Annotated in this window: 15 protein-coding genes; 3 read left to right on the plus strand and 12 right to left on the minus strand. The window is 71.2% G+C overall.

Translation table 11 applies throughout. From position 1 onward, the window contains the following. Window positions 1-176: 176 nt before the first annotated feature. The 3 genes from OG440_RS09950 to OG440_RS09960 are packed head-to-tail and all read right to left on the minus strand — an operon-like array spanning window position 177 to window position 3,872. Window positions 177-1,112 (minus strand): carbohydrate ABC transporter permease, encoded by a 936-nt coding sequence (locus tag OG440_RS09950; RefSeq protein ID WP_406006486.1) that lies wholly within the window; start codon window positions 1,110-1,112, stop codon window positions 177-179. Further along, a complete protein-coding gene (locus tag OG440_RS09955; protein WP_406006487.1) occupies window positions 1,109-2,143 on the minus strand; it encodes an ABC transporter permease in 1,035 nt (344 codons plus the stop codon). The genes OG440_RS09950 and OG440_RS09955 overlap by 4 nt, the downstream gene beginning before the upstream one ends. Before the next feature lie 25 nt (window positions 2,144-2,168). After that, window positions 2,169-3,872, minus strand: coding sequence for an extracellular solute-binding protein (locus OG440_RS09960; RefSeq protein ID WP_406006488.1), 1,704 nt, complete (start codon window positions 3,870-3,872; stop codon window positions 2,169-2,171). 326 nt (window positions 3,873-4,198) lie between these two features. On the opposite strand from OG440_RS09960, the gene OG440_RS09965 reads away from it, so the two are divergent. After that, window positions 4,199-7,093 (plus strand): glycoside hydrolase family 3 C-terminal domain-containing protein, encoded by a 2,895-nt coding sequence (locus tag OG440_RS09965; protein WP_406006489.1) that lies wholly within the window; start codon window positions 4,199-4,201, stop codon window positions 7,091-7,093. A gap of 130 nt (window positions 7,094-7,223) precedes the next feature. On the opposite strand, the gene OG440_RS09970 is transcribed toward OG440_RS09965, so the two are convergent. The 3 genes from OG440_RS09970 to gabT all read right to left on the minus strand — a co-directional run bounded on the left by OG440_RS09970 (window position 7,224) and on the right by gabT (window position 11,285). Further along, window positions 7,224-8,669 (minus strand): aldehyde dehydrogenase family protein, encoded by a 1,446-nt coding sequence (locus OG440_RS09970; protein ID WP_406006490.1) that lies wholly within the window; start codon window positions 8,667-8,669, stop codon window positions 7,224-7,226. 40 nt (window positions 8,670-8,709) lie between these two features. Then, window positions 8,710-9,501 carry a phosphatase PAP2 family protein gene (locus OG440_RS09975; protein ID WP_406006491.1) on the minus strand — a complete coding sequence of 264 codons (792 nt, stop codon included), beginning with the start codon at window positions 9,499-9,501 and terminating at the stop codon, window positions 8,710-8,712. Between the two features lie 449 nt (window positions 9,502-9,950). After that, complete coding sequence (gene gabT / locus OG440_RS09980; protein ID WP_406006492.1) at window positions 9,951-11,285, minus strand: 4-aminobutyrate--2-oxoglutarate transaminase; 1,335 nt, start codon at window positions 11,283-11,285, stop codon at window positions 9,951-9,953. 238 nt (window positions 11,286-11,523) lie between these two features. On the opposite strand from gabT, the gene OG440_RS09985 reads away from it, so the two are divergent. Both OG440_RS09985 and OG440_RS09990 read left to right on the plus strand, forming a co-directional pair. Beyond that, window positions 11,524-13,905, plus strand: coding sequence for an ATP/GTP-binding protein (locus OG440_RS09985; RefSeq protein ID WP_406006493.1), 2,382 nt, complete (start codon window positions 11,524-11,526; stop codon window positions 13,903-13,905). Window positions 13,906-14,009: 104 nt separating this feature from the next. Further along, on the plus strand, window positions 14,010-15,638 hold the full coding sequence (locus OG440_RS09990) for a PucR family transcriptional regulator (RefSeq protein ID WP_406006494.1): 1,629 nt from the start codon (window positions 14,010-14,012) through the stop codon (window positions 15,636-15,638). A gap of 280 nt (window positions 15,639-15,918) precedes the next feature. On the opposite strand, the gene OG440_RS09995 is transcribed toward OG440_RS09990, so the two are convergent. The 6 genes from OG440_RS09995 to OG440_RS10020 form a co-directional block, all read right to left on the minus strand. After that, window positions 15,919-16,371 (minus strand): hypothetical protein, encoded by a 453-nt coding sequence (locus OG440_RS09995; RefSeq protein WP_406006495.1) that lies wholly within the window; start codon window positions 16,369-16,371, stop codon window positions 15,919-15,921. Between the two features lie 123 nt (window positions 16,372-16,494). Then, window positions 16,495-17,913, minus strand: a complete 1,419-nt coding sequence (locus tag OG440_RS10000; protein WP_406006496.1) for an NAD(P)/FAD-dependent oxidoreductase — start codon at window positions 17,911-17,913, stop codon at window positions 16,495-16,497. A gap of 31 nt (window positions 17,914-17,944) precedes the next feature. Next, a complete protein-coding gene (locus OG440_RS10005) occupies window positions 17,945-18,745 on the minus strand; it encodes an ABC transporter permease (RefSeq protein WP_406006497.1) in 801 nt (266 codons plus the stop codon). After that, entirely contained in the window at window positions 18,746-19,675 is a 930-nt protein-coding gene (locus tag OG440_RS10010; protein WP_406006498.1) for an ABC transporter permease, read from the minus strand. Next, window positions 19,675-20,826, minus strand: a complete 1,152-nt coding sequence (locus OG440_RS10015; RefSeq protein ID WP_406011306.1) for an ABC transporter ATP-binding protein — start codon at window positions 20,824-20,826, stop codon at window positions 19,675-19,677. The genes OG440_RS10010 and OG440_RS10015 overlap by 1 nt, the downstream gene beginning before the upstream one ends. A gap of 5 nt (window positions 20,827-20,831) precedes the next feature. After that, window positions 20,832-22,079 carry a spermidine/putrescine ABC transporter substrate-binding protein gene (locus OG440_RS10020; RefSeq protein ID WP_406006499.1) on the minus strand — a complete coding sequence of 416 codons (1,248 nt, stop codon included), beginning with the start codon at window positions 22,077-22,079 and terminating at the stop codon, window positions 20,832-20,834. Window positions 22,080-22,092: the final 13 nt, after the last annotated feature.

The following is a 22,092-nucleotide window of genomic DNA, read 5'->3' on the forward strand; positions in this document are numbered from 1 at the left end:
CGCTGGGCCGGGGGTGCGTCGCGCGAACCGGGGGGAGGCACGATCGTCCGCGCCGGCGAGAGGGACGAGGGAGCGCCGGGTGCCTGCCGGCCTGGGCGCGGGGAGCCGCGCGACCGGCCCCCGCCCGCCCGCGGCCGGAGGACGACGGTGCGCCGCTCCTCGCCTCGGAAGGAACGTCAGCCCTTGACCGCCCCGGTGAGCATCCCCTTCTTGAAGTGCTTCTGGACGAACGGCGACAACACCGCCACCGGCAGCAGCGCCATCACCATGACCGCCATCTGCACGGCCAGGCCCGACAACTGCCCCGTCTTGATCGCCTGCCCCAGCCCGACCGGCGCCTCCTGCTTCTGCACCAGCTGGATCATGACGTTCTGCAGCGGCATCATGTCCTGGTCGTTGAGGTACAGCGACGCGTTGAACCAGGCGCTCCAGTAACCGACGGCGTAGAACAGCGTGATGACGGCCAGCACCGCCCGGGACAGCGGCATGACGATCTGCCAGAGGATCCGGAAGTCCCCCGCCCCGTCGATCCGCGCGCTGTCGATGAGCTCCTGCGAGATCCCCATGAAGAAGCCGCGCAGGACCAGGATGTTGAAGACGCTGATCGCGCTCGGGAGGATCAGCGCGAGGTAGGTGTCCATCAGGCCCAGGGACTGCACCAGCAGGTAGGTCGGGATGAGGCCCGCGCTGAAGAACATCGTCGCCAGCAGGACCATCAGGATCCAACGGTGTCCGAGCGAGCCCGAGCGGGAGAGCCCGTAGGCGCACAGGACGGAGACACCCATCGAGAAGAGCGTGCCGACGAGGGTGATGAGGACGCTGACGACCGCCGCGCGGGTGACCTGTCCGCCGCTGAGCAGTTCCCGGTAGGCGATGAAGGTGATCCCCTTGGGCACCATCACCAGCCCGCCGGCCTCGTCGATGGTCTTCCGCGAGGAGAGGCTGGTGACGAGGACGATCCACAGCGGGAAGAGGATCGCCAGGCAGGCGAAGGACAGGGCGATGCCCTTGCCCGCGAGGCCGGCCCTGCTGGGCTCCTCCTCCCACGCGGGCCGCGGCGGCGCGGCCCAGCGGCCGGGTGGGCGCACGGGTTTGTCGATCACGGCGGTCACTTCTGGTACACCCCCTGCTCGCCCATGAGATGGGCCACCTTGTTCGCGACGAGCACCAGACCGAGGCTGATGACGCCCTTGATCAGACCGGCGGCGGCCGCGTAGCCGAAGTCCTGGTTGCGCACGCCGTTCCACCACACGAAGGTGTCGAGGACCTCCGACGCCCCTGGTCCGACCGCGTCGCGCTGGAGCAGGATCTGTTCGAAGCCGACCGTCAGCGCGTCACCCACCCTCAGTACCAGCAGCAGCGCGATCACCGGGCGCAGGGCCGGAAGGGTCACGTGCCACATCCGGCGCCAGCGGTTCGCGCCGTCCATCGCGGCGGCCTCGTAGAGGTCGGGGTTGACCGAGGCCAGCGCGGCGAGGAAGACGATGATGCCCCAGCCGGCGTCCTTCCAGACGCTCTGCGCGGTGATCAGGAACTTGAAGGTGTCCGGGTCGGTCATGATGTCGATGCCGTCGTACCCGTGCTGCCGCAGCAGCTGCGAGAGGATCCCCGCGCCGCCGAAGAGCTGCTGGAACACGGCGATGACCAGCACCCAGGAGAAGAAGTGCGGCAGGTAGAGGATCGCCTGCGACACCGCCCGGACCCGGGGCCTGACCACGCTGTTGATGAGCAGCGCGACCATGATCGGGATCGGGAAGTACAGCACCAGCTGGAGGAAGAACAGCACCAGGGTGTTCTGGACGGCCTGCCAGAAGGCCGAGTCCTCGAACAGCCGCTGGAAGTTCTCCACACCCACCCAGGGGCTGTGAAAGATGGCGACGATCCCGTTGTCGCTGACGTAGGGGTCGTAGTCCTGGAAGGCGACCACGTTGCCGAGGATCGGCACGTAGTTGAAGAGCAGGATGAGGACGATCGCCGGGAGCGTCATCAGCAGCAGGACGCGATCCCGTCGGAGCCTGACCCGCAGGCTCAGCTTCCCGGCGGACCGTTTCTTCCCGGGGCCGGTGGCGCCGCCTGGCGCCACCGGGGTCTTTCCCGTCTCGTCGGCCTCGGCCCTGCTCCGAGGCACCGTGCTGTGCGACACGGCCGTTCTCCTTGCCTCGCCGCCGTCAGCTCGTCGCCGTGCCGTTGTCGTCGAGCAGCTTCTGGTACCAGGCGCGCAGCTCGTCGCCGCCCTTCTTCTTCCACTCGGAGACGGCCGCCTGCATGTCGCTGATCTTCTTGCGGCCGCGGACGATGTCGTCCTCCAGCTGCTCGAAGTCGTTGGAGAGGTTGGTCCAGCGGCTGGGCTCGGTGATCTGCATGCCGTAGAAGGCCGACTTCCTGGTGAAGGCGCCCATCCGCTGCTGCCACTCGACCTGGCCCTTGGCGATCTCCGGGAAGTCGGGGTGGGCGATGGTCGACGCCGGGCTCGCGATCATCACGAAGGCGTTGAGGACCTCCTGGTTGCCCTTGTCGTTCTTGACGGGCACCCCGTCCTTGACGCTGTAGTGCGTGCCCTCCACCCCGAAGTTGGTGAGCATGTACTCCTTGGTGCCGTACGGGGCGGCGGTGACGTTGGCGACCGCCAGCACATCGCGGATGACCGCCTCGGAGGCCTTCTTGTTGACGAAGGCGAAGATGTTGGCCGGCTGGGTGGCGTAGATGACGGGGTCGGCGCCGCCGTGGCCGAAGATGTCCATGCCCCAGATCTGGAAGTCCGGGTTCTGGGCGGCCTGCGAGGCCTGCTGCCCGTACCAGCTGGAGATGTCGTTGTTGTAGATGAGGAACTCGCCGGCGGCGAACTTGGTGCTCGGGTCGACGGCCTGGCTCTTGCCCAGCTTGAAGTCCGGGTGCACATAGCCGGCGGCGAACAGCTTGCGCGTCCACTCCAGCGCTTCCAGATAGACGTCCATCTCGATGCGGTTGACCAGCTTGTCGCCCTCGAGGATCCAGCCGAGCGGCTTCTCCCCGCCGGACGGCACCCCGAAGCTGTTGAACGCGGTCCACTTCATGTCGCCGCAGGCCCACACCTTGGCCTTGGCGTTGGTGATCTCCTTGGCCAGGGCCGTGAACTCGTCCGTCGTCTTCGGGACCGTGTAACCCTGCTTGTCGAAGAGGTCCTTGCGGTAGAAGGGCACGATGTTGGCGACGTAGGACGACGGCATCGGCAGACCGCGCAGCTTGCCGCCGAAGAGGGAGCGCTGCCAGGCGTCGGTCGGGATCGCCGCGAGGTTCGGGTACTCCTTGACCTTGTCGCCGGACAGGTACGGGCCCAGGTCGGCGAACTTGCTGAGGATCGCGCTGGGTATCTTGCCGCCCATGTTCCAGCCGGGGACGACCACCACGTCCGGCACGTCGCTGGAGGCGAGCACGGCGCCGAGCTTCTGGTCGTAGGTGTTGCCGTCCTGGTTCTGCCAGACGACGTCGACGCCGATGAGCGAGTTCATCGCCGTGTAGTAGGCGTTGTCGCTCTTGGGCGGCGAGCCCCAGAACGGCGACATGACGGTGACCTTGCCGCCCTTGCCGAGCTTCTTCGGCACCGAGGTCTTCAGCGTGGCGAGGTCGAGCTTGCTGCTGAAGCCGACCGAGGAGCCGTTCTTCGACGGGAAGTCGGGCGTCACCACGTTGCTGGCGACGTAGGCCGGAAGGATCTTCTTGGCGTCCTTGCCCGACGTGGTGCCCTCGCGCGAGCCGCTGTCCGTACCGCCGCAGGCGGCAAGCAGCGGCATCCCTCCCGCCACCGCGGCGGTGGCGACCGCCGTGGAGGCGAGGAAGCTTCTCCGGCTGGGCCCGGAAGGACCAGAAGAGAGGGAAGCGGCGTTCGGCGTCATTGCGTCAACCCTTCATGGCGCACCAGGACACCCGGCGGTGGCCGTCGGCTGCGGTGTCTTCAGTGGATCTGGCTGAGCTGAAGCGGTCCTCCGACGTCTGCGTCGATGCTTTCCAGTCGAAGCGCTTCGATGTTGCTGCGAGGTTAAGTGAACACCCTGGGGTGCACAAGGGTCGCTCCCAACATTCCTCCGAGGTATGCGGAGTGACCTCTTCGTATGCGCTGCTTGAAATAGAGGCGAAGTCCCCTTGACACCCACCCCACCGTCGAATGAGCATCGAAGCGCTTCGAAAGCGCCTCCCCGCTCCATCGCAAAGGGATCCCCACGTGACCGCACACACGCCGCCCGCAGCGCCTCTCCGCGATCCGCAGCTGCCGTTCGCGAAGCGCATCGACGATCTGCTGTCCCGGCTGACCCCCGAGGAGAAGGTCTCCTTCCTGCACCAGTTCGCACCCGCCGTGGAGCGGCTCGGCATCGCCGCCTTCCGCACCGGCCAGGAGGCGCTGCACGGCGTCGCCTGGATGGGCCCGGCGACGGTGTTCCCGCAGGCCGTGGGTCTGGGCGCGACCTGGAACCCCGACCTGGTGCGCCGGATCGGCGAGGCGGTGTCCAAGGAGGTCCGGGCGATGCGCGCCCGCGACGAGCGGGTGGGCCTGAACGTCTGGTCCCCCACCGTCAACCTGCTGCGCCACCCCCTGTGGGGCCGTAACGAGGAGGGCTACTCCGAGGACCCCCGGCTGACCTCCGCCATCGCCACCGCCTACACACACGGCCTGCGCGGCGATCACCCGACGTACTGGCGCACGGCCCCGGTCCTGAAGCACTGGCTGGCCCACAACAACGAGACCGGCCGGGACGTCACCTCGTCCTCGGTCCGCCCGCGCGTGCTGCACGAGTACGATCTGCGCGCCTTCCGCGGATGCGTCGAGGCGGGCTCGGTCGCCGGGGTGATGCCGGCGTACAACCTGGTCAACGGCCGCCCCAACCACGTCTCGCCGTATCTGCGCGAGCATCTGCGCGCCTGGACCGACGAGGAACTGCTGGTCTGCTCGGACGCGGGCGCGCCCTCCAACCTGGTGGACTCCGAGCACTACTTCGACACCCACGAGGAGGCGACGGCGGCCGCGCTCGTGGCCGGCGTGGACAGCTTCACCGACCACGGCACGGACAGCTCGAAGATCGTCGCCCGGGTCGAGGGGGCCCTGGAGCGGGGCCTGCTGACCCGGGCCGACGTCGACGCGGCGGTCCGCCGCCAGCTCTCGGTCCGCTTCCGGCTGGGCGAGTTCGACCCGCACTACGATCCGCACGCCGGCACCGGCGAGTTCGACTCCCCGGCCCATCGCACACTCGCCGGGGAGGCCGCCGAGCAGGCGATCGTCCTGCTGCGCAACGACGGTGTGCTGCCGCTGGCCGCCGACACCCGGATCGCGGTGGTCGGCCTGCTCGCCGACGAGTGCAAGCTCGACTGGTACAGCGGCACACTGCTGCACCGCTCCACGCCGCTGGAAGGCCTGTACGAGCGGTTCGGCGCCGAGCGCGTCGAGTTCGCCGAGGGCGTGGACCGGGTCCTGCTCAAGACCTCCGCGGGAACGTTCCTGAAGGTCCCCACCGCACCCGAGGCCACCGACGAGGTGCGCGGCGCCGAGGGCGCCCTGGACCCGGCGCTGCTCGCGGGCCGCACCGACCTCCCGCCGCTGACCACGGACGCGACCGGTACGGAGCTCGCGCTCGTCGACTGGGGCGAGGGCGTGCTGACGCTGCGCGCGCCCGACGGGCGCTACCTGTCCGTCGCCGAGGACGGTTTCCTGCGCGCCTCCGCCGACCAGCCCGGCGGCTGGGTCGTCCAGGAGACGTTCCGCCTGGTACCGCAGGCGGACGCCGACGGGAGCACCGCCGAAAGCAGCGACGGGTACGGGCACGGTCACCTCCTGCTGCATCTGGGTATGGGTCGTCCCGTGTGTGTCGCCGCCGACGGCGTCAGGGTTGCCGGACCGGACGAGGAGCGTCCGGAGGTCGTCGAGGTCATCGTCGTCGAATCCGGCGAGGACGCAGTGACCCGCGTCACGGCCGGGGCCGACGTCGTCGTGGTCGTGGCGGGCAACGACCCGCACATCAACGGCCGGGAGACCGAGGACCGCACCACGCTGCGGCTGCCGGCCCACCAGGAGCGGCTGCTGGCGGCCGCCCGGGCGGCGAACGCGCGCACGGTGCTGGCCCTGGTGTCGGCGTATCCGTACGCGATCGAGCCCGGCCCGCTGTCCGCGGTCCTGTGGACGGCGCACGGCGGCCAGGCCGCGGGCACCGCCCTCGCCCGTGTCCTGGCCGGTGACGTCTCCCCGGCCGGACGCCTCCCGCAGACCTGGTACGCCGAGGACGCCGATCTGCCCGACCTCCTCGACTACGACGTGATCGGCGCCCGTCAGACGTATCTCTACTTCGAGGGCACCCCGCTGTTCCCGTTCGGGCACGGCCTGTCGTACGCGTCGTTCTCCTACGCGGACCTCGCGGTGCGTGTCGAGGACGGGACGGCTCGCGTCTCCTGCACGGTCACCAACACCGGGGACGTGACGGCCGACGAGGTGGCCCAGCTCTACACGCGCGCCGTGGACCCCTCGGTCATCCGGCCGCGCCGCGAGCTGCTCGACCACCGGCGGGTCACACTCGTCCCGGGCGCGAGCGCGGAGCTGTCCTTCGACGTCGCGTTGTCCGCCTTCGCCTTCTGGGACGTGGCGCAGGGCCGGTGGCGGCTGGAGTCCGGCCCGTACGAGCTCCTGGTCGGCGCGTCCAGCACGGACGTCCGGCTGCGCACGACGGTCACGCTCGCGGGCGAACCGTCCGCCCCGCGCCCGGTCCGCCGGCGCGGCCTGGAGGCCGCCGACTTCGACGAGCAGAGCGGCGTCGAGATCGTCGACCGTACGAAGGTGTCGGGCGACGCGGTGACACCGGCGGCGGCCGGGACGGGCGAACTGCTCTACCGGGCCTGCGACTTCGGCACGGGCGCCGGCACGACGGGGGTGACGGTGACGGCGGCCGGCTCGGGCACGGTGGAGCTGTCGCTCGACGGCGGCCCGACCCTGGCCACGCTGACGGTCGCCGCGTCCCCCGGGAAACCGTACGACTACGTCACCGTGGACGCCGCCCTCAGCGCCGCGGGCGTCCACGACCTGCGCCTCGGACTGCGCGGCCCACTGCGGCTGGCGCACGTCGGCTTCTCCGGTTGAGGGTCCGGAGCAGGCCGGCGCGAAGAAGGGGTCCGGCACCGGAAGGCATCGGTGCCGGACCCCTTCGGGGAAGCCTATATGAAAATGGTTCCCATTAGCCAGAGGCGGGCCGGAGGGTCACCCCGGCGTCTCAGAGCGCGAGCCCCGTGAGGACCAGCACCCGCTCGTACGTGTAGTCCTCCATCGCGAACCGCACGCCCTCGCGGCCCACGCCGGACTGCTTGGCGCCGCCGTACGGCATCTGGTCGGCCCGGTAGGAGGGCACGTCGCCGACGATGACACCGCCCACCTCCAGCGCGCGGTGGGCGCGGAAGGCGACCTGGACGTCGTGCGTGAACACGCCCGCCTGGAGGCCGTACTTGGAGGAGTTGACGGCGGCGAAGGCCTCGGCCTCGCCGTTCACCTTCGTCACCGTGAGGACCGGTCCGAAGACCTCCTCGCAGGCGATCGTGGTGTCCGCCGGTACGTCGGTGAGGACGGTCGGCGCGTAGGAGGCGCCGTCCCGCTTGCCGCCCGCGAGAAGGGAGGCGCCGGCCGCGACGGCCTCGTCGACCCAGGTCTCGACACGCTTGGCCGCGTCCTCGCTGACCAGCGGGCCCACGTCGGTCCTGTCGTCGGACGGGTCGCCGGTGACCTGCGCCTCGACGGCCGCGACGATACGCGGCAGCAGCCGGTCGTACACGGAGGCGTCCGCGATGACCCGCTGCACGGAGATGCAGGACTGGCCGCCCTGGTAGTTGGAGAAGGTCGCGATGCGAGTGGCCGCCCAGTCGAGGTCGGCGTCGCTCGCGAAGTCGCCGAGGACGACGGCCGCGCCGTTGCCGCCCAGCTCCAGGGTGCAGTGCTTGCGCGGCACCGAGTCCATGATCGCGTAGCCGACCTTCTCGGAACCGGTGAAGGAGATGACCGGCAGACGCTCGTCCTGGACCAGGGCGGGCATGCAGTCGTTGGAGACCGGCAGGATGCTCCAGGAGCCGGCCGGCAGCTCGGTCTCGGCGAGCAGGTCACCGATGAGCAGGCCGGACAGCGGGGTCGCCGGGGCCGGCTTGAGGATGATCGGCACGCCGGCCGCGATCGCCGGGGCGATCTTGTGCGCGCACAGGTTCAGCGGGAAGTTGAACGGCGCGATGCCGAGCACGACCCCCTTGGGGAAGCGCCGGGTGAGGGCGAGACGTCCCTGGCCGCCGGCGTCCGTGTCGAGGCGCTGGGCCTCGCCGCCGTTGAACCGCCGGGCCTCCTCGGCGGCGAACCGGAACACGGAGACGGCTCGGCCGACCTCTCCTCGCGCCCACTTGACCGGCTTGCCGTTCTCGGCGGAGATCAGCTGGGCGATCTCCTCGGTGCGCTCGGCGAGCCGCTTGCTGACGTGGTCGAGGGCGGCGGCGCGGACATGGGCCGGGGTGGCGGCGAACTCGTCCCGCACGGCGTACGCGGCGGCCACGGCCTCCTCGACCTGCGCGTCCGTCGGCACGCCGGCCCGGCCGACGAGCCGGCCGTCCCACGGAGAGGTGACGTCGAAGGCGTCCTCGCCGGTGACCTGGCGGCCGGCCAGCCAGAAGGCGTGGGTGGCCCCCACATTCTTTTCCTGGGGCATGTGCGAGTCCCGGCCCTTCCGCTTAGGGGGTGTCCTGTGGTTTTCGTCCTCCACGGTAGGGGCGGGAGGCCGAAGGGGCGCTTGTCCGAGTCGTACGGGTCGGCGGCCCGGGTGCGCCGGTTTGGCACGGTCGTCCCGCCGAAGCACGGAGCCCCTCCCGCTCCGGCCCCCGCCGCTCCGGCCGCTCACGTCCCAGGAGGAGCCACAGCGCGCCGAGCAGCACGGCGCACAGACACCAGCTCGCCACGACGTCCAGCGGCCAGTGGTAGCCGCGCCTGACCAGCCCGAACGACACGGCCAGGACGAGGAGGGCACTCGTCGCGAGGGCCAGCCGGCGGGCGAACGCGCCGCGCAGCCACGGCAGCAGGACCAGCGCCGCCGCACCGTAGGCGACGGCCGCCGTCGCCGTGTGACCGGAGGGGTAGTAGCCGGTGGCCGGGGGGACGGCGGGCGTGCCGGGCCGGTCGGTCCACAGCTTCAGCGGGACGACGATCAGCGGCACCAGCACCATCACGGCGAGCGCGGCGACGGACGGCACCCACCACCGCGCCTCGCCCGCCGCTCTCCCCCGCCATGCCGCGTACCCGGCGACCAGCACCAGGACCGGCAGCGCGATCTGCACCTCGCCCAGGTCGGCCAGCAGCTCGGAGGCCCGGTCGGGATGGACGAGGGCGCGAGAGAGGCGCTCGTCCGGGCGCAACAGGGGGCCGTCGACGGCGACCTGCCAGGTGATCAGCGCGAAGAGCAGGGCGGGCGGCAGGAGACCGAGGACGGCGCGGGTCGCGCGGGACGGACCGGACGGGCGGGACGGCATGGGCCCAGCTTGTCAGGAGCGGCCGGCACGCGGAAAAGGAACCCGGAGCGGAAAAAGACCCCGGAACGTGTCCGGGGTCTGCTTTCCGTGGTCTGCACCAGAGAAGGAGGTCGGCCACCCCGGAACAGGGGGGGTGGTTCCGGGGTGGCCGTCCGGACCGGAGCGCCGGCCGCCCCGGGGGGTTTGGGGCGGGCGGCCGTCCGATCGGTGTGGAGATCCGAAGCCGGAAGCTCCGGTTGTGTGCGCGAGGCACGACCAGGTCGAAGCTGGGGAAACCCCGGCCTGGGTTCCGTCCACAGTCCCCTGTGGACGGGGTGTATCTCTCATCTGGGTAGAACCTACGGCAGGGACAGGCGGTACGACAGGCAGAATCGCGTCCCGCCATCCTCCTCGCACACCTTCTTCACACGCTCTGCGGCCGATGGGAATCAGCTGTGCGAGGCCGGGGCTCAGATGCGCGCGAAAGCCTGCTCGATGATGTCGAGGCCCTCGTTCAGCAGGTCCTCGCCGATGACCAGCGGCGGCAGGAAGCGCAGCACGTTGCCGTAGGTGCCACAGGTCAGGACCAGCAGGCCCTCCTGGTGGCAGGCCTTGGCGAGCGCGGCGGTCGCCTCGGGGTTCGGCTCCTTCGTCGTCCGGTCCTTGACCAGCTCGATCGCGATCATCGCGCCCCGCCCGCGGATGTCGCCGATGACCTCGAACTTCTCGGCCATGGCGGTGAGGCGGCCCTTCATGACGGCCTCGATGTGCTTCGCCCTGGCGTTGAGGTCGAGCTCCTTCATCGTCTCGATCGCGCCGAGCGCGCCCGCGCAGGCGACCGGGTTGCCGCCGTAGGTGCCGCCCAGGCCGCCCGCGTGCGCGGCGTCCATGATCTCGGCGCGGCCGGTCACCGCGGCCAGCGGCAGACCGCCCGCGATGCCCTTGGCCGTCGTGATCAGGTCCGGGACGATGCCCTCGTCCTCGCAGGCGAACCACTGGCCGGTGCGGCAGAAGCCGGACTGGATCTCGTCGGCGACGAAGACGATGCCGTTGTCGGAGGCGAACTCGCTGATGGCCGGCAGGAAGCCCTTGGCGGGTTCGATGAAGCCGCCCTCGCCGAGCAGCGGCTCGATGATGATCGCCGCGACGTTGTCCGCGCCGACCTGCTTGGTGATCTCGTCGATGGCCTGCGCGGCGGCCTCCGGGCCGGCGTTCTCGGCGCCGGTGGGCCAGCGGTAGCCGTAGGCGACCGGGACGCGGTAGACCTCGGGCGCGAACGGACCGAAGCCGTGCTTGTACGGCATGTTCTTCGCCGTCAGCGCCATGGTGAGGTTGGTGCGGCCGTGGTAGCCGTGGTCGAACACGACGACCGCCTGCCGCTTGGTGTACGCCCGCGCGATCTTGACGGCGTTCTCGACGGCCTCGGCACCACTGTTGAACAGCGCGGACTTCTTGGCGTGGTCACCCGGGGTGAGCTCGGCGAGGGCCTCGGCCACGGCCACGTAGCCCTCGTAGGGGGTGACCATGAAACAGGTGTGGGTGAAGTCGGCGAGCTGGGCGGTGGCCCGGCGCACGACCGCCTCGGCGGAGGCGCCGACGGACGTCACGGCGATGCCGGAGCCGAAGTCGATCAGACGGTTGCCGTCGACGTCCTCGATGATGCCGCCGCCCGCGCGCGTGGTGAAGACGGGGAGCACCGAACCGACACCGGCCGCGACCGCGGCGGTACGGCGGGCCTGGAGTTCCTGCGACTTCGGGCCGGGGATGGCGGTGACGACGCGGCGCTCCTGCGGAAGGGCGGTCATGAGGGGCTCCTGGGGTTTTGCGGACACTTTCGTTCTTTTCTCGCAGGCTAGGACGGGGAGTGGAGGGTGGGCATGCTCCATGTGGGCGGTGTCGGCGGGACGGCTTGTCCGTCATGGACAGTGCCGCCGGACGGTGATCGTCAGGGGCCCCGGCCGCGTAAGCGGTGAACTCCCCTTGCGGGCGCGTTAGATTGGCTCGCTGATGGTGGACGGAACGGCTGGTCAGGGGGCAGGGGCGATGGACGGCGACGGGACGCAGGACGCGCGGGGCACGCAGGCGAATCCCGTGCCGCGCCCGGCGGGGCCGGCGCACCCGCCGTCGGCGCCACCGCGGCCGGACAGGGCGCCGGGCGCACCCCCTGCTCCCGGGCACTCCCCGCAGGCCTCGTCCGCCGTCGCCGACTGGCTCGACGAGGCGCGCCCCGCGGCCGGGACCGGGATCTGGCGTTTCGGGTACCGGCCACCGAAGGCGGCCCGGGCCACGGAGCGGCTCGCGCCGGTCACGGTCGTCGGCATGTTGGTCCCGCTGGTCGTCGCACTGGTCCTGTGGTCGCTGTGGCGCCGGGGCGGTCTGCCGTACCAGTTCACCCTGCTACGGCTGTTCACCCCGGACGACTGGTGGTGGGGCGGCACGATCGCGTCCCCCAAGTCCATGGAGGGCGCCGAGGCACGCGTGGTCTACGACGGCGTGTTCTTCGCCGTCCTCGTCTACGGCATGGGCCGGCTCGGCAGCTGGGCGCACGCCGTGCGGCACTTCGTGGGCCGCCGGCCGCAGCCCGCGCGGGCTCTCGTCGCCCTGCTGGGCGCGCTCGCCACCCTCAGCTTCGTCTTCCCCGGCGCCTTCGGCGTCGGCTGGGACGCCCTCCCCGTCATCGACCCCCTGTTCTCGCTGATCGTGCTGATCTCCGGCAGCTACGAACTGTTCGCCTCCCCCCTGTTCACGAACGCGCTGTACACGGTCATCACGCTGCTGGTGGTGTGGCCGTTCGCGCAGGTCGGCGGCTGGTGGCCGTACGCGCGGGAACGACTCGCCGCCCGGCGCGCGGGGCCCGACCAGGCCCGGCCCGCGGTCGAGCGGCCGCGTGCCCAGTGGCCCGAGCTGCGGGACGCGGGACAGTACGAGGCGGCGGAGCTGCTGACCTCCGAGGTCGCCGCCGGCCGGATGAACGACGTGGACTGCGTGCGTGTACGACGCGCCTGGACGGCGGGGCTCACGGACTTCCGGGAGACCGTGCTGCGGCAGGGCGGGGCGGCCTGGACCCACCCCTCCGGCGCCCGCGACCTGCCCCGGCGCGGCGCCCGGCACGATCTCCTCACCGGGCAGGTGCGGGTCGGCCGCTGGGTGGCCGCCGAGCGCACCCCGGTCAGCTATCACGACGCGGGTGCCGCGCTCGGCCCGGACGTGCTGGGTACCTCGCTGCTCGCGGTCGGGCCGTCCGGATCGGGCAAGACCCGGACCCTGGTCGAGCCGCTCACCGAGGCACTGGCCCTCCAGGCGCTCACCGGGGCGTGCGCCGTCGTCGCGGTGTCCTCGCCCGGGAGCGGCCCGCTCGGCTCCGACTCCGCGTTCGACGTGATCGTCGGGATCGGGGACCCCTCGTCCGTGCACGACCTGGACCCGTACGCGGAGTCCGAGGACCCGGACGAGGCGGCCGCGATCCTCGCCGAGGCGCTGGTCGGCGACCTCGACGCGGTGAGCGGCCAGAGCGCGGCCACGGCGCTCGCCCAGGTGCTGGGCCCCTACCGGAGCGCGCACGGATGCTTCCCCACCCTGCCCGAGCTGCGCGAACTGCTGGAGGGCGAACCGGCCGCGCTGTCCGCGCTCCGGGACGCCGTCGCCGGTGACGAGGTGATGCGCCGCGAGCTGGAGGCACGCGTCCGGCAGACGGGCGCCCCGGGCGACGCGGGCCGGGCCCTCGCCGACCGGCTGGCGCTGCTCGGCCGCCCGGTGTTCGCGGAGTTCTTCGGCGGCGGCAGCAACGCGCACCGGGCGTTCTCGCTGCGCGCCGTCGCCCACCATCCGCTGCGGGTCCGAATCGATCTGCCCGAGCGGGGTCACGAGGAGGCGGCCCGGCTCATCACCCGACTGGTCCTCGCCCAGTTCCACACCGTCGTGCGGGAGCGGCGCGACCACTTCGCCTGTCTGCTCCTGGACGACGCGACGGGCACCGTCACCGACGGGTCGGTGCGCAGGCTCCAGCGGCTGCGCTCGCAGAACGCGGGCGTGGTGCTCGCCCTGCGCTCGATCGGCGACGTCCCGGAGGCGCTGCACGGACCGCTGTACGGTGCCGTCGGCTGCCGGATGGCGTTCTCCGGCATCACCACCTGGGACGGCAGCAGATTCGCGCAGACCTGGGGCACCGAGATGGTGGAGACCACCGAGGTCGCCCAGCACACCGTCTTCGCCGACCAGCCGATGACCCGCGCCATCCACGCCCTGCGCAAGCTGGTGACCGGCAAGGCGGTGACCACGGACGCGGTGACCGTGCGCCAGGTGGAACGGGAGCGGTGGTCGGCGTCCCGGCTGGCGCACGAGGTGCCGCCCGGCCACGCGGTGCTCTCCCTGACGAGTGTGGACGGCGAGCACGCGCCGCCTCTGCTGGTGGACCTGCGGGGCTGAAGACACGCCCGCGGTCCGTACAGTGAGGCAGAATCGGGGGAGACCGTTCATACGCGGCGGCCAAAAGATCACGCCGCCGATCACTCCCCCGACCTGAAGGCCCCATGCCTCCCACGCTCGCCTCGCTCGTCCACCACTCCGCGCTGAAACTGACCGTGCGAGCGGGCGGGGACCGTCTGGACGTGCCGGTGCGCTGGGCGCACGTCAGCGAGCTCGCGGACCCCGTGCCGTACATGGAGGGCGGGGAGCTGCTGCTGATCACCGCGCTCAAGCTGGACGCGGAGGACCCGGAGGCCATGCGGCGCTACGTGCGGCGGCTGGCCAAGGCCGGGGTGGTCGGACTGGGCTTCGCCGTCGGCGTCAACTACGACGACATCCCGAAGGCCCTGGTCGACGCGGCCGACGAGGAAGGCCTGCCCCTGCTGGAGGTGCCGCGCCGCACGCCGTTCCTCGCCATCAGCAAGGCCGTGTCGGCGGCGATCGCGGCCGACCAGTACCGGGCGGTCACGGCCGGGTTCGCGGCCCAGCGCGAGCTGACGAAGCAGGCGCTGACGGACGGCCCGCAGGGGCTGCTCCGCGCGCTCGCCGCGCAGGTCGACGGGTGGGCGGCCCTGTACGACGCCTCGGGCGCCGTCGTGGGGGCCGCGCCGGAGTGGGCGGGCCGCCGGGCGGCGCGGCTCACCGCCGAGGTCGAACGGCTGCGGGAACGGCCGGCCCCGGCCTCGGCGGTGGCGGGCGGCGGCGGGAGCCCGGAGCGCTCAGGACCCGACGGCCGGCACGACGACCGGGTCGAGCTGCACTCCCTGGGCACCGGCCGGCGCCCGCGCGCCGCGCTCGCCGTCGGCACCGCCTCGGCGCTCGGCACCGCCGAGCGGTACGCCGTCCACTCGGCCATCGCGCTGCTCACCCTGACCACGGAACGCTCCCGCTCGCTGCACGCGGCGCAGCAGCGGATCGGCGCGGCGGTGCTCCGCATGCTGCTGGCGGGCGAACCGGACCACGCGCGGGCCGTCGCCGGCGACCTGTACGGCGGTCTGCTCGACGCCCCGTTCCGGGTGATCGTCGCCGACGCGGTACCGGCCCCGGCCGCGGGTGAGGCCGGCGGTGATCCCTTCGACGGGCTCACCGAGGCCGTCGAGTCGGCGGCCGCCCGGGCCGGGGAGGCCGTGCTGGTGGTGCCCGAGGGCGACCGGCTGGTGGTCCTGGTCGCGGACGGGGGCGCGGCCGCGGCGGCGTGCGCGCAGTACGCGGCGGCGCTGGAGGGTGCGCGTGCGGCCGGGGGCTCCGGATCCGAGTCCGGCGAGGAGGACGGCCTCGTCGTGGGCCTGTCCGCGCCGGCCGGGCCGATCGCCGCGGCGGCGGCCTACAAGCAGGCCGAGCAGGCGCTGTCGGTGGCGCGGCGCCGGGGCCGGGTCCTCGTGGAGCACGAGCGGCTCGCGGCGGGCTCCGTGCTGCCCCTGCTCGCGGACGACGCGGTGAAGGCGTTCGCGGACGGTCTGCTGCGCGCCCTGCACGAACACGACGCGACCGGGCGCGGCGACCTGGTGGCGTCGCTTCGGGCCTGGCTCTCCCGGCACGGCCAGTGGGACGCGGCGGCGGCCGACCTGGGCGTCCACCGGCACACCCTGCGCTACCGGATGCGGCGGGTGGAGGAGATCCTCGGGCGTTCACTGGACGACCCGGACGTCCGGATGGAGCTGTGGCTGGCGCTGAAGGCGACGTCCACGGAATAGCGCGACGACACGACGGCGGAACGACGGGCGCGGCGCCGTCCTCGGCGGCGGGCGGGCGTCAGCGGGGGGGGGCGTCAGCGGGGGCGGCTGTCAGGGACAGGCAGCGGTCGGCGACGCCTTCGCCGAAGGCGTCCGCGTCGGCCGCGCGGGCGGCCGACGTGAAGGGGTTCCGCCGTGCCTCGGGGTCCGGGGGGCGTGGGGGCGCGCCGGCCGCGAGCGGGCCGGTGGCCGGGTGGCGCGGCGGAGGCGTCCGGTCGGTCGACCGCGGGTGTCCGGTCGGTCAGCCGTCCTCTCCGCCGGCCAGTGCCGCCGCCGCCTCGTGCATCGCCAGTTCGAGCAGCGCGGTATCGGTCAGGGTGCCGGAGCCGTCCGGCGGGACGAGCCAGCGGACTCCCCGGGTCGAACGGCCCGGATACGGCACGACGATCCAGGTGCCGGTCCCGGCGGTGCGGATGCCGGTGCCGAGCCAGCGGGCGGCCGTGCCGGGCGCCACGAAGAAGCCCATGCGGTTGTCCCCGAAGTCGACCAGGACGGGACCCGGCCGGTGCAGGATCCGGGTGAGCACGTCGAGCGTGGGATAGCCGAGCTCGCCCGGCAGGATGAGTACGTCCCAGGCCCGGCCCGCGGGCAGCAGCGCCACCCCCAGGGGGTTGCGCTCCCACTCCCGGCGGCATGCCTCGGGATCCGGTGCGACGGATGCCAGCCATGCGACGGCCGTCTTCGCCCCAGCCATGAGAAGACCTCCCTTTCCCTCGTGGACGCGGTCGCGTCACGAGGGAGAGGGAGATTCCCGACGGGCATTACGCGGATCGGGGCCACCCGTTGGAGTGAACCGGGTCACACCTCGCCGGCGGGGTCAGCTGTCGAAGCCCAGCCCCAGCCGGTCCATCGTCCTCAGCCACAGGTTGCGCCGCCCGCCGTGCGCGTCGGCGTGGGCCAGCGACCACTTGGTGAGGGCGATGCCGGTCCAGGCGAAGGGCTCGGGCGGGAAGGGCAGCGGCTTCTTGCGGACCATCTCCAGCGACGTCCGCTCGGTGCTCTCCCCCGCCAGCAGGTCCAGCATGACCTCGGCCCCGAAGCGGGTGGCCCCGACACCGAGGCCGGTGTACCCGGCCGCGTAGGCCACCTTCCCCTGGTGCGCCGTGCCGAAGAACGCCGAGAAGCGTGAGCACGTGTCGATCGCCCCGCCCCACGCGTGGGTGAAGCGCACGCCCTCCAGCTGCGGGAAGCAGCCGAAGAAGTGGCCGGCGAGCTTGGCGTACGTCTCCGGCCGGTCGTCGTACTCGGCGCGCACCCGGCCCCCGTAGGGGTAGACCGCATCGTATCCGCCCCACAGGATCCGGTTGTCGGCGGACAGCCGGAAGTAGTGGAACTGGTTGGCGGAGTCCCCGAGACCCTGCCGGTTCTTCCAGCCGATCGAGTCGAGCTGCCCGGCGCTCAGCGGTTCGGTCATCAGCGCGTAGTCGTAGACCGGGACGGTGTACGACCGCACCCGCTTGACCAGGCTCGGGAAGATGTTGGTGCCGAGCGCGACCCGGCGGGCCCGCACCTGCCCGTACGGGGTGCCCACGGCCATTCCGGCGCCGTAGGACTTCAGCGTCAGGGCCGGGGTGTGCTCGTAGACGCGGACGCCCAGCCGCACGCACGCCTGTTTCAGACCCCAGGCGAGCTTGGCGGGATGGAGCATGGCCACGCCCCGGCGGTCGTGGAGACCCGCCCGGAAGGTGGGCGACGCGACCTGTTCGCGCACCGCGTCCGCGTCGAGGAACTCGATCCCGTCGGCGAGGCCCTTGCCTTCGAGCTCCTCGTACCAGTCGCGCAGTTCCCGCGCCTGGTAGGTCTCGGTGGCGACGTCGATCTCGCCGGTGCGCTCGAAGTCGCAGTCGATGCCGTACCGGGCGATCGCCGCCTCGATCTCGTCGAGGTTGCGCGCCCCCAGCTCCTCCAGCCGGTGGATCTCGTCCGGCCAGCGGGCAAGGCCGTTGGCCAGCCCGTGGGTGAGGGAGGCCGCGCAGAAGCCCCCGTTGCGGCCCGAGGCGGCCCAGCCCACCTCGCGGCCCTCCAGCAGCACCACGTCCCGCTGCGGTTCGCGCTCCTTGGCGACGAGCGCCGTCCACAGTCCGCTGTAGCCGCCGCCGACGACCAGCAGGTCGCAGGTCTCGGGGCCGGTGAGCGCGGGTTCGGGGTGCGGCTTGCCGGGATCTTCCAGCCAGTACGGCACCGGCTGTGCGTCGGAAAGAGAAGTGATCCACCGGTTCATGGCGCTTGGGGCCATGATTTCAACTCCCTACAGGGGCTTTTTGCGATTACGCCTTTTGCTTGTTGCGGCGATTTCCGATGACCATCGAGGTCAGGACGAACAGTACGGCGATCAGGAACATGGCCGTACCGATGACATTGATCTGAACGGGCGTTCCGCGCTGCGCCGAGCCCCAGACGAACATGGGGAAGGTGACGGTCGAGCCCGCGTTGAAATTCGTGATGATGAAATCGTCGAAGGAGAGCGCGAAGGCGAGCAGCGCGCCCGCGGCGATTCCCGGTGCGGCGATGGGCAGGGTGACGCGCAGGAACGTCTGCGCCGGCCCGGCGTAGAGGTCCTGGGCGGCCTGCTCCAGCCGCGGGTCCATCGACATGACGCGCGCCTTCACCGCCGTCACGACGAAGCTGAGGCAGAACATGATGTGGGCGATGAGGATGGTCCAGAACCCCAGCTGGGCACCGAGGTTGAGGAACAGGGTGAGCAGCGAGGCGGCCATGACGACCTCGGGCATCGCCATGGGCAGGAAGATCAGCGAGTTGACGGCGCCCCGCGCGCGGAAGCGGTAGCGGACGAGCGCGAAGGCGATCATCGTGCCCAGGGCGGTCGCGCCGACGGTCGCCCAGACGGCGATCTGGAGGCTCAGCGACAGCGAGCCGCACAGCCCGGAGACCCCGCACGGGTCCTGCCAGGCGTCGGTGGAGAACTGCTGCCACTGGTAGTTGAAGCGGCCCTTCGGTTTGTTGAAGGAGAACACCGTGACGACGACGTTCGGCAGGAGGAGATAAGCGAGCGTGAGAAGTCCCGCGATGACCACGAAATGGCGCTTGAGCCAGTTGACGAAGGGCATTTAGACCAGATCCTCCGTCCCGGACCTGCGGATGTAGAGAGTGACCATGAAAAGGATCGCGGCCATCAGGATGAAGGAGAGGGCCGCCGCCGTCGGATAGTCCAGCACCCGCAGGAACTGCGTCTGGATCACGTTTCCGATCATGCGGGTGTCGGTCGAGCCGAGGAGTTCCGCGTTGACGTAGTCGCCGGCCGCCGGGATGAAGGTCAGCAGCGTTCCGGAGACCACGCCCGGCATCGACAGCGGGAAAGTGACCTTGCGGAAGGTGGTGACGGGCCTGGCGTACAGGTCGCCGGCCGCCTCGTGCAGCCGCCCGTCGATGCGTTCGAGCGAGGTGTAGAGCGGCAGGATCATGAAGGGCAGGAAGTTGTACGTCAGACCGCAGACCACCGCGAGCGGGGTGGCCAGCACCCGGTCCCCCGCCGTCCAGCCGAGCCAGCTGGTGACGTCGAGGACGTGCAGGGTGTTGAGGGCGCCGACGACCGGCCCGCCGTCCGCGAGGATCGTCTTCCAGGCGAGGGTGCGGATCAGGAAGCTGGTGAAGAACGGCGCGATCACCAGGATCATGATCAGGTTGCGCCAGCGGCCGGCCCGGAAGGCGATGAGATAGGCCAGCGGGTAGCCGAGCACCAGGCACAGGATCGTCGCGGCGGCCGCGTAGAGGACCGAGCGCAGGAACTGCGGCCAGTACTCGCTCAGCGCGTCCCAGTAGGTCGCGAGGTGCCAGGTGACCTTGTAGCCCTCCTCCAGGGAGCCCGTCTGCACGGACGTGGAGGCCTGGTAGATCATCGGCAGCGCGAAGAACACGAGCAGCCAGAGCAGACCGGGCAGCAGCAGCCAGTACGGCGTCCAGCGCCCGCGCTTGCGGGGCGGCTTCTCCACCGGTGCCGTCGGGGAGAGAGGCGGGGGCGCCTCGGTGAGCGTCGCCATCAGAGGGCCGCCTCTTCCTGTATGCCCGCGTCGATGGCCTGGGCCGCGTCGAGGCCGAAGGTGTGGGCGGGGCTCCAGTGCAGGACGACCTCGGCGCCGGGGGCGAGCCGGGCGTCCCGGTCGATGTTCTGGGCGTAGACCTCGAACTCGGGGCAGACCGCGCTGTCGACGACGTACTGGGTGGAGACGCCGATGAACGAGGAGTTGGCGATCCGCCCGGTGATGCGGTTGCGGCCCTCGGGTATCTCGCCGGCGTCGTCGGCGTGGGTGAGGGAGATCTTCTCCGGGCGGACGCCGACCAGCACCTTGCCGCCGGCCGTGGTGGGCGCGGAGCAGCGCGACCCGGGCAGGACGAGCTTGCCGCCGCCGGCCTTCAGCACGATGTCGTCGCCGCTCTTGGTGTCGACCTCGGCCTCGATGAGGTTCGACGTGCCGAGGAAGTTGGCGACGAAGGTGGTGTTCGGGTTCTCGTAGAGGTCGGTCGGCGAGCCGAGCTGCTCGACCCGGCCCGCGTTCATCACGGCGACCGCGTCGGCCATCGTCATGGCCTCCTCCTGGTCGTGCGTGACGTGGACGAAGGTGATGCCGACCTCGGTCTGGATGCGCTTGAGCTCGAGCTGCATCTGGCGGCGCAGCTTGAGGTCGAGGGCGCCGAGGGGCTCGTCGAGCAGCAGCACCTTGGGGGTGTTGATCAGGGCGCGGGCCACGGCGACGCGCTGCTGCTGGCCGCCGGAGAGCTGGTGCGGCTTCTTGCGGGCCTGCTCGCCGAGTTGTACGAGCTCCAGCATGTCCTCGACCTGCTTCTTCACGCTCTTGATGCCGCGCCGGCGCAGGCCGAAGGCGACGTTCTCGAAGATGTCGAGGTGCGGGAAGAGGGCGTAGGACTGGAAGACGGTGTTCACGGGCCGCTTGTACGGCGGGAGTGCCGTCACGTCCTGGTCGCCGAGGTGGACGGTTCCGGAGGAAGGTTCCTCCAGACCGGCGATCATGCGCAGGGTGGTGGTCTTGCCGCAGCCGGACGCGCCGAGCAGGGCGAAGAAAGAGCCCTGCGGGACGGTCAGGTCGAGCGGGTGGACGGCGGCGAAGGAGCCGTAGGTCTTGCTGATGCCGGTCAGGCGGACGTCGCCGCTGCCGCTGTCGGTCGTCTTCATCGTCGTCACGCCCCGGTGAGCTTTGCGAACTTCGCCTCGTAGGCGGTCTCTTCCTTCGAGCTCAGCGAGCGGAAGGAGTGCGACTTCGCCTGCATGGCCTTGTCAGGGATGATCAGCGGGTTGTTCGCCGCATCCTCGTCGATCTTCGCCAGCGCGTCCTTCACGCCGTCCACGGGACAGACGTAGTTGATGTACGCGGCGAGTTCGGCGGCCGGCTCCGGCTCGTAGTAGTAGTCCATGAGCCGTTCGGCGTTCGTCTTGTGACGCGCCTTGTTGGGAATCAGCATGTTGTCGCTGGACGTCAGGTAACCGCTGTCCGGGATCACGAAGTCGATGTCGGGACTGTCCGCCTTGAGCTGTACGACGTCACCGGCCCACGCGATACAGGCCGCGAAGTCGCCGCTGGTGATGTCGGAGGTGTAGTCGTTGCCGGTGAAGCGGCGGATCTGGCCGCTGTCGACGCCCTTCTGGAGGCGGGCGATGGCGGCGTCGTAGTCGTCGTCGGTGAACTTCGCCGGGTCCTTGCCCATGTCCAGCAGCGTCATGCCCATGCTGTCGCGCATCTCGGTGAGGAAGCCGACGCGGCCCTTGAGCTTGGGGTTGTCGAGCAGGTCGGATACCGACTTCACCTCGACGCCGTCGAGCGCCTTCTTGTTGTAGGCGATCACCGTGGAGATGCCCTGCCAGGGATACGAGTACGCCCGGCCCGGATCCCAGTCGGGGGTGCGGAACTGCTGCGAGAGGTTGGCGTAGGCGTGCGGCAGGTTGGACGGGTCCAGTTTCTGGACCCACCCGAGGCGGATGAGGCGGGCGGCCAGCCAGTCGGTGAGGACGATGATGTCGCGGCCGGTGTCCTGGCCCGCGGCGAGCTGCGGCTTGATCTTGCCGAAGAACTCGTTGTTGTCGTTGATGTCCTCGGTGTACTTCACCTTGACGCCGGTGCGCTTGGTGAAGGCGTCGAGCGTCGGGTGGTGCTTGCCGCTCTCGTCGACGTCCATGTACTCGGTCCAGTTGGAGAAGCTGACGGTCTTCTCCTTCGCCGAGTGGTCGTCGGCGGACGTGCCGCCCTCGGTCTTGCCGGCCGCGGGGATCCCGCAGGCGCTGAGCGCGCCGAGGCCGCCCAGCGCCAGGGCGCCTCCCGTGGAGGCGCGCAGCAGCGACCGGCGGGTCATGGCCCCCCTGCCGTTGCGGAGGCTGCGCCGCACGGCGGCCACTTGGGCCGGGCTCAGGCGGTCGGGCTCGTACTGCTCCATGCGCGTGGTGCCC

The sequence above is a fragment of the Streptomyces sp. NBC_00637 genome (assembly GCF_045161545.1).
Taxonomy (GTDB): domain Bacteria; phylum Actinomycetota; class Actinomycetes; order Streptomycetales; family Streptomycetaceae; genus Streptomyces.

Excerpts from the sequence above, each read along its gene's own strand:
- OG440_RS09990 (WP_406006494.1), top strand. The coding sequence starts at position 14,010 with ATGCCTCCCACGCTCGCCTCGCTCGTCCACCACTCCGCGCTGAAACTG.
- OG440_RS10010 (WP_406006498.1), bottom strand. The coding sequence starts at position 19,675 with ATGGCGACGCTCACCGAGGCGCCCCCGCCTCTCTCCCCGACGGCACCG.
- OG440_RS10000 (WP_406006496.1), bottom strand. The coding sequence starts at position 17,913 with ATGGCCCCAAGCGCCATGAACCGGTGGATCACTTCTCTTTCCGACGCA.
- gabT (WP_406006492.1), bottom strand. The coding sequence starts at position 11,285 with ATGACCGCCCTTCCGCAGGAGCGCCGCGTCGTCACCGCCATCCCCGGC.
- OG440_RS09995 (WP_406006495.1), bottom strand. The coding sequence starts at position 16,371 with ATGGCTGGGGCGAAGACGGCCGTCGCATGGCTGGCATCCGTCGCACCG.
- OG440_RS10020 (WP_406006499.1), bottom strand. The coding sequence starts at position 22,079 with ATGGAGCAGTACGAGCCCGACCGCCTGAGCCCGGCCCAAGTGGCCGCC.
- OG440_RS09975 (WP_406006491.1), bottom strand. The coding sequence starts at position 9,501 with ATGCCGTCCCGCCCGTCCGGTCCGTCCCGCGCGACCCGCGCCGTCCTC.
- OG440_RS09985 (WP_406006493.1), top strand. The coding sequence starts at position 11,524 with ATGGACGGCGACGGGACGCAGGACGCGCGGGGCACGCAGGCGAATCCC.
- OG440_RS10005 (WP_406006497.1), bottom strand. The coding sequence starts at position 18,745 with ATGCCCTTCGTCAACTGGCTCAAGCGCCATTTCGTGGTCATCGCGGGA.
- OG440_RS10015 (WP_406011306.1), bottom strand. The coding sequence starts at position 20,826 with ATGAAGACGACCGACAGCGGCAGCGGCGACGTCCGCCTGACCGGCATC.
- OG440_RS09960 (WP_406006488.1), bottom strand. The coding sequence starts at position 3,872 with ATGACGCCGAACGCCGCTTCCCTCTCTTCTGGTCCTTCCGGGCCCAGC.